A 7,185-nucleotide genomic window follows, 5' to 3' on the forward strand; every position below is an offset into this window, starting at 1 on the left:
AACTCTTGAGGAGTACCGCTGTGGAAAGCCGCAAATCCGAAGCATCGACGCTGGATCTCTCGCCGCCGTTACGCAACGGCCTGTTGGAGCGCATCTTCAAACTCAGCTTGCACGGCACCACGGTGAAGACCGAGCTGATTGCCGGTCTGACAACCTTCATCACCATGGCCTACATCATTTTCGTCAACCCGAACATCATGGCCGACGCCGGCATCGACCACGGTGCGGCGTTCGTCGCCACCTGCATCGCGGCGGCGCTGGGCTGCCTGCTGATGGGCCTGTACGCCAACTGGCCGGTGGGCCTGGCGCCGGGGATGGGCCTCAATGCGTTCTTCACCTACACCGTGGTCGGCACCATGGGCTACAACTGGGAGACCGCGCTCGGTGCGGTGTTCGTCTCCGGCGTGCTGTTCATGATCCTGACCTTCTCGCGCATCCGCGAATGGCTGCTCAACAGCATTCCGGTCAGCCTGCGCTTTGCGATGGGCGCCGGCGTCGGCCTGTTCCTGGGGCTGATCGGCCTGAAGACCGCCGGCATCGTGGTCGACAGCCCGGCCACCCTGATCAAGCTCGGCTCCCTGCGCGAGCCGGGCCCGCTGCTCGCCGCCCTGTGCTTCCTGATGATCGCGATCCTCAGCTACCACAAGGTGTTCGGCGCGATCCTCATCAGCATCATCACCGTGACCCTCGCCGGCTGGGGCCTGGGCCTGGTGCACTACGAAGGGATCCTGTCGGCCCCGCCGAGCCTGGCCCCGACCTGGATGGCCATGAACGTGGCCGGCGTGTTCAACGTCAGCATGATCAGCGTCGTGCTCGCTTTCCTGTTCGTGCACATGTTCGACACCGCCGGCACCCTGATGGGCGTTGCCCAGCGGGCCAACCTGGTGGGGGCTGACGGGCGCATCGAAAACCTGTCCCGCGCCATGAAAGCCGACAGCGCCTCCAGCGTGTTCGGTGCCGTGGTCGGCGTACCGCCGGTCACCAGTTACGTGGAAAGCGCCGCCGGCGTGGCCGCTGGCGGTCGGACCGGTCTTACCGCCGTCACCGTGGGTGTGCTATTTATTGCCGCCATGTTCTTCGCCCCGCTGGCCGGCATGATTCCCGCCTACGCCACCGCCGGCGCGCTGATCTATGTCGCGATGCTGATGATGGGCGGCATGGCCCACATCGAATGGGACGAGGCGACCGACAGCATTCCGGCGATCGTCACCGCGATCATGATGCCGCTGACCTTCTCGGTGGCCGACGGCATCGCGCTGGGCTTCATCACCTACGTGGCGCTGAAGGCCGGCACCGGCAAGTACAAGGAAATTTCCGTCAGTCTGTGGGTGCTCTGTGCGATCTTCATCGCCAAGTTCATCTTCTTGTAAGCGTCACGCGGATCTGGCTACGAACCGGCCTCACCCCTTCGGGTGAGGCTTTTGCGCAAATGGAGGAAAGTGATGAGTCTGGAAACCTGGTTGCTGTTCAGCGGCGCTGCATTGGTGGTGATCCTCATTCCCGGGCCGCTGTCGCTGCTCATGATCAGCAACAGCCTGAACTATGGGCTGCGCCGCTCTTACCCGGCGTTTCTCGGTGGCGTGATCGCCTCGATCTGCCTGCTCAGCGCCTCGGCGCTGGGGCTCGGCGCGTTGCTGCTGGCCTCGGAGCAACTGTTCAGCGCCTTGAAGATCGTCGGTGCGCTGTACCTGTTCTACCTCGCCTGGCAGAGCTGGCAGCAATCGCGCCTGCCGTCGGTCGGCGCCGAAGTGCCCCAGGCCGCGCCGGTTCCGCGCTTTCGCACGCTGTTCGGGCGCGCTTTCGTGCTGGGCGCCAGCAACCCCAAGGACATCCTGTTCTTCGCCGCCTTCCTGCCGCAGTTCCTCAGCGCCCAGCAGCCGTTCCTGCCGCAGCTGCTGATCATGATCGCGACCTGGGTGGTGCTCGACCTGTGCTGCAAGCTGGCCTACGGCCTCGGGGCCCACGGCGCGGCGCGTTACCTGCGCAGCGGCAAGGGCCAGAGCTGGTTCAACCGGGTCAGCGCCGGGCTGTTCAGCGGCGCAGGGGCGGCGTCTCTGCTTAGCCGGTAAAAGCATCGCTGGCAAGCCAGCTCCCACAGGCTCGGGGTGTTCAGATTTATTGCGCACGACCTGGACACTGTGGGAGCTGGCTTGCCAGCGATGGCATCAGCACAGGCACAACTTTTCTGCAGGCAAAAAAAAGCCCGCAGTGTGAGCGGGCGAAAGACCAAAGAAGCTATATGCGCAGTCGCTTCCCGGCGGGGGCAGTTGCTTGGGGGTCAGCTGCCCCGATAGGTGGAATAGCTGTACGGCGAGATCAGCAGCGGCACGTGGTAATGGTCTTGCTCGGCAGAGATGCCGAAGCGCAACACCACCACGTCCAGAAACGCCGGCTCCGGCAGCTGGACGCCACGGGCGCGGTAGTAGTCGCCGGCATGGAACTGCACCTGATAGACCCCGGTGCGGTAGTCATCGCCCTGCAGCAGCGGCGCATCGACCCGGCCGTCGCTGTTGGTGAGCGCACTGGCGACCAATTCCAGGTGCGAACCCTCAACGCGGTACAGCTCGACCTTGATCGAGCTGCCCGGGCAACCGTGTGCAGCGTCCAAAACGTGTGTCGTCAAACGTCCCATTGATTCTGCGCGCCTGCCTGCCGGAAGCAGTCAGGCCTCGCGCCTCCCGAAGTCAGTTGAAAGGAGGCCGCACCGATTCGGAGCCCGAAAAGCTGCGGCGAGCGACTGATTAAGACACTTCTAAGAAAAATTGTACACAATAAAAACGACATTTTTCCGTCCACCCCCGCCATCCGCCGATTTGCCGCCGATTCGCCGGCAATCCCTGCTTTCATTGAACCCCTGATCCATTAGCTGACCGGTCAGGCAGATTTCTTGCAGGCTCACGCCTTTATCAGGAAAAGATGACGGCCGGCGAAAAATGCGAAAATTCAGGCTTACAAACTGAGAATAAAGTTGTATACAATCAGCCCATCGCTGTGACGCCAGCCTGCCACCTCACGCCAGGGCGCCACACCACCTGTCAACGAATAAGAAGGAAGACTGCAGTGAGCGCTGACTATCCACGCGACCTGATCGGTTACGGCAGTAACCCTCCTCACCCACACTGGCCGGGCAATGCCCGGATCGCCCTGTCCTTCGTGCTCAACTACGAAGAAGGCGGCGAGCGCAACGTCCTGCACGGCGACAAGGAATCCGAAGCCTTCCTTTCCGAGATGGTCGCGGCGCAGCCTCTGCAGGGCGTGCGCAACATGAGCATGGAATCCCTTTACGAGTATGGCAGCCGCGCCGGCGTGTGGCGGATCCTGAAACTGTTCAAGGCATTCGACATTCCCCTGACCGTGTTCGCCGTCGCCATGGCCGCCCAGCGCCACCCGGACGTGATCCGCGCGATGGCCCAGGCCGGCCACGAGATCTGCAGCCACGGCTACCGCTGGATCGACTACCAGTACATGGACGAGGCCCAGGAGCGCGAGCACATGCTCGAAGCGATCCGCATCCTCACCGAAATCACCGGCGAACGCCCGCTGGGCTGGTACACCGGCCGCACCGGCCCGAACACCCGCCGGCTGGTGATGGAAGAAGGCGGTTTCCTCTACGACAGCGACACCTACGACGACGACCTGCCCTACTGGGAACCGAACAACCCGACCGGCAAGCCGCACCTGGTGATCCCATACACCCTCGACACCAACGACATGCGCTTCACCCAGGTGCAGGGCTTCAACAAGGGCGACGACTTCTTCGAATACCTCAAGGACGCGTTCGACGTGCTCTACGCCGAAGGCGCCGAGGCGCCGAAGATGCTCTCGATCGGCCTGCACTGCCGCCTGGTGGGCCGTCCGGCGCGCCTGGCCTCGCTCAAGCGCTTCCTCGAATACGCCAAGAGCCATGAGCAGGTGTGGTTCAGCCGCCGCGTCGACATCGCACGCCACTGGCACGCGACCCACCCGTACCAAGGGGCCGCCAAATGAGTACCTTCCAGACCGTCAAGCCGTCGGCCCTGGGCCGCGACGCCTTCGTCAAGGCCTTCGCCGACATCTACGAACATTCGCCATGGGTGGCCGAAAAGGCCTTCGACCTGGGCCAGGACGCTTCGCTCGACGAGATCGAGACCCTGCACCAGCGCATGAGCGATATCCTGTTGAGCGCCGATCACGCAAGCCAGCTTGCCCTGATCAACGCTCACCCGGACCTGGCCGGCAAAGCCGCCGTCCAGGGCCAACTGACCGAAGCCAGCACCAACGAACAAGCCGGCGCCGGTATCCACCAATGCACGGCCGAAGAGTTCCAGCGCTTCACCGAGCTGAACGACGCCTACAAGGCCAAGTTCAAGTTTCCCTTCATCATGGCGGTAAAGGGGAGCAACCGGCATCAGATCCTCGCGGCGTTCGAAACGCGCATCCACAACCCGGTGGACACCGAGTTCAAGTGCGCGCTGGCGGAGATCAACAAGATCGCCCTGTTCCGTTTACTGACTCTTTGAGCGAGCCTGGCCCGAGAATCCTCTAGAACGCTTGTGTTTCCCAGGGCCCCGCAAGCATCCCCAGCCACATATTTAAAGGCAGACAAGAAGAATGAAAGCTTACGCCGTACCTTTCGAGAAGTTCGTCAACCTGGCCGATGCCCGCCTGGGCACCAAGATCATCTCGGTCACCGATGACTGGTTCGCAGACGCCAACCGTCTGTTCCAACCGACCCCGGCCGTCTGGAAGGAGGGCGTGTTCGATGACAACGGCAAGTGGATGGACGGCTGGGAATCCCGCCGCAAGCGTTTCGAAGGCTACGACAGCGCGGTGATCCGCCTGGGCGTGCCGGGCTCGATCAAGGGCGTGGACATCGACACCTCATTCTTCACCGGCAACTTCCCGCCGTCGGCCTCCCTGGAAGCCTGCTTCCTGGCCTCCGGCGAGCCGGACGAGAACACCCAGTGGACCGAAGTGCTGTCGGCCGTCGAGCTGCAAGGCAACAGCCACCACTACCATGAAATCAGCAACGACCAGGCGTTCAGCCACCTGCGCTTCAACATCTACCCGGACGGCGGCGTGGCCCGTCTGCGCGTGTACGGCATTCCGTTCCGTGACTGGTCCGCCGTCGGCGACAACGAGCAAGTGGACCTGGCCGCCGCCCTCAACGGCGGTCGCGCCCTCGCCTGCTCCGACGAACACTTCGGCCGCATGAGCAACATCCTCAACCCGGGCCGCGGCATCAACATGGGCGACGGCTGGGAAACCGCACGCCGCCGCACGCCAGGCAACGACTGGGTCATCGTCGCCCTGGGCCATCCGGGCGAGATCGAGAAGATCGTCGTCGACACCCTGCACTTCAAGGGCAACTACCCCGACAGCTGCTCGATCCAGGGCGCCTTCGTGAAGGGCGGCACCGACAGCCAGATCGAGACCCAGTCGCTGTTCTGGCGTGAACTGTTGCCGAGCCAGAAGCTGGAGATGCACGCCGAACACACCTTCGTCGAGCAGATCAAGGCACTGGGCCCGATCACCCACATCCGCCTGAACGTGTTCCCGGACGGTGGCGTGAGCCGTCTGCGCCTGTTCGGCAAGGTCGCTAAACAAGGCTGAACCCCATCGCTGGCAAGCCAGCTCCCACAGGTCTTGTGAACGCCACAGCTCACTGTGGGAGCGGGCTTGCCCCGGGCGGCGTTCCGACGATGGCGACAGTTCTAACAACACAGAATCTTGGATAAGAAGAACAGCATGCGCACACTGACGATTGAACCGCTGACCAAAGAAGCCTTCGCCCCTTTCGGTGACGTCATCGAAACCGACGGCAGCGATCACTTCATGATCAACAACGGTTCGACCATGCGCTTTCACAAACTGGCCACGGTCGAGACCGCCACGCCAGAGGACAACGCGATCATCAGCATCTTCCGCGCCGACGCGCTGGACATGCCGCTGACCGTGAGCATGCTGGAACGCCATCCGCTGGGCAGCCAGGCTTTCATTCCGCTGCTCGGCAACCCCTTTCTGATCGTGGTCGCGCCACTTGGCGATGCACCTGTATCAGGCTTGGTCCGCGCCTTCGTCACCAACGGCAGGCAGGGCATCAATTACCATCGCGGCGTCTGGCACCACCCGGTGCTGACGATCGAAAAGCGGGATGACTTCCTGGTGGTTGATCGCAGTGGCTCAGGCAACAACTGCGATGAGCATTTCTTCAAAGAGGATGAGCGTCTGATCCTCGCCCCCCACCAATAAGAGAAGGTCCGATCACGCGACGACAAGCGTGACGGGCGAGAGGTAACGACTGTGGAAGCACATCTGTTGGAATGGCTGAACCTGAGCGTGCGCTGGGTTCACATGATCACCGGCGTGGCCTGGATCGGCGCGTCGTTCTACTTCGTCTGGCTGGAGAACAACCTCAACCGCGTCAACCCGAAAACCGGTCTTGCGGGCGATCTGTGGGCGATCCACGGCGGCGGCATCTATCACCTGGAAAAGTACAAGCTGGCCCCGCCGTCGATGCCGGAGAACCTGCACTGGTTCAAGTGGGAAGCCTACTTCACCTGGATGTCGGGGATCGCGCTGCTGTGCGTGGTGTTCTACTCCAACCCCGTGCTCTACCTCGTGGCGCCCGGCAGCGGCCTGAGCGGCCCTGAAGGCGTGGCCATCGGCGTCGGCGCGCTGATCGCCGGCTGGTTCATCTACGACTTCCTGTGCGATTCGCCGCTGGGCAAGAAACCCGCCCTGCTCGGCTTCATCCTGTTCGTGCTGATCATCGGCGCGGCCTACGGCTTCAGCAAAGTGTTCAGCGGCCGCGGCGCGTACCTGCACGTCGGCGCGATCATCGGCACCATCATGGTCGGCAACGTGTTCCGCATCATCATGCCGGCCCAGCGCGCCCTGGTGGCCGCGATCGCCGAGAACCGCACGCCGGATCCGGCCCTGCCGGCCAAAGGCCTGCTGCGCTCGCGCCACAACAACTACTTCACCCTGCCGGTGCTGTTCATCATGATCAGCAACCACTTCCCGAGCACCTACGGCAGCCAGTACAACTGGCTGATCCTGGCCGGGATCGCGGTGCTGGCGGTGCTGGTGCGCCACTACTTCAACACCCGCCACGACAGCCACAAGTTCGCCTGGACCTTGCCGGTGGCAGCGGTGGGCATGATCAGCCTGGCCTACGTGACCGGCCCCGCCACCGCCCCGACC

General features: G+C 63.0%; 8 protein-coding genes. 7 read left to right on the forward strand and 1 reads right to left on the reverse strand.

The annotated features are described in order from the left end of the window. The first annotated feature begins 20 nt into the window (after positions 1-20). Entirely contained in the window at positions 21-1,370 is a 1,350-nt protein-coding gene (locus tag CAG33_RS10460; RefSeq protein WP_085577664.1) for an NCS2 family permease, read from the forward strand. A 72-nt stretch (positions 1,371-1,442) separates the two neighbouring features. Next, positions 1,443-2,069, forward strand: coding sequence for a LysE family translocator (locus CAG33_RS10465; protein WP_085577665.1), 627 nt, complete (start codon positions 1,443-1,445; stop codon positions 2,067-2,069). A 209-nt stretch (positions 2,070-2,278) separates the two neighbouring features. On the opposite strand, the gene uraH is transcribed toward CAG33_RS10465, so the two are convergent. Then, a complete protein-coding gene (uraH, locus tag CAG33_RS10470; protein WP_011333195.1) occupies positions 2,279-2,632 on the reverse strand; it encodes a hydroxyisourate hydrolase in 354 nt (117 codons plus the stop codon). Positions 2,633-3,060: 428 nt separating this feature from the next. Here uraH and puuE point away from each other — a divergent pair, with 428 nt between their 5' ends. From puuE to CAG33_RS10495, 5 genes are all read left to right on the forward strand, one after another. Beyond that, a complete protein-coding gene (puuE, locus tag CAG33_RS10475) occupies positions 3,061-3,987 on the forward strand; it encodes an allantoinase PuuE (RefSeq protein ID WP_085577666.1) in 927 nt (308 codons plus the stop codon). Further along, entirely contained in the window at positions 3,984-4,499 is a 516-nt protein-coding gene (uraD, locus tag CAG33_RS10480) for a 2-oxo-4-hydroxy-4-carboxy-5-ureidoimidazoline decarboxylase (protein WP_085577667.1), read from the forward strand. The genes puuE and uraD overlap by 4 nt, the downstream gene beginning before the upstream one ends. A gap of 91 nt (positions 4,500-4,590) precedes the next feature. Then, the gene (alc, locus tag CAG33_RS10485) at positions 4,591-5,592 is read left to right on the forward strand and encodes an allantoicase (protein ID WP_085577668.1); all 1,002 of its coding nucleotides are present in this window, start codon (positions 4,591-4,593) and stop codon (positions 5,590-5,592) included. A gap of 135 nt (positions 5,593-5,727) precedes the next feature. Beyond that, positions 5,728-6,231 carry an ureidoglycolate lyase gene (locus CAG33_RS10490; protein ID WP_085577669.1) on the forward strand — a complete coding sequence of 168 codons (504 nt, stop codon included), beginning with the start codon at positions 5,728-5,730 and terminating at the stop codon, positions 6,229-6,231. Between the two features lie 51 nt (positions 6,232-6,282). Next, a partial coding sequence (locus tag CAG33_RS10495; protein WP_085638281.1) for a urate hydroxylase PuuD occupies positions 6,283-7,185 on the forward strand: 903 nt, incomplete at its 3' end.

Source organism: Pseudomonas sp. B3(2017) (assembly GCF_002113595.1).
GTDB classification, from domain to species: domain Bacteria; phylum Pseudomonadota; class Gammaproteobacteria; order Pseudomonadales; family Pseudomonadaceae; genus Aquipseudomonas; species Aquipseudomonas ekonensis.

Excerpts from the sequence above, each read along its gene's own strand:
- CAG33_RS10465 (WP_085577665.1), top strand. The coding sequence starts at position 1,443 with ATGAGTCTGGAAACCTGGTTGCTGTTCAGCGGCGCTGCATTGGTGGTG.
- uraH (WP_011333195.1), bottom strand. The coding sequence starts at position 2,632 with ATGGGACGTTTGACGACACACGTTTTGGACGCTGCACACGGTTGCCCG.
- uraD (WP_085577667.1), top strand. The coding sequence starts at position 3,984 with ATGAGTACCTTCCAGACCGTCAAGCCGTCGGCCCTGGGCCGCGACGCC.
- alc (WP_085577668.1), top strand. The coding sequence starts at position 4,591 with ATGAAAGCTTACGCCGTACCTTTCGAGAAGTTCGTCAACCTGGCCGAT.
- CAG33_RS10490 (WP_085577669.1), top strand. The coding sequence starts at position 5,728 with ATGCGCACACTGACGATTGAACCGCTGACCAAAGAAGCCTTCGCCCCT.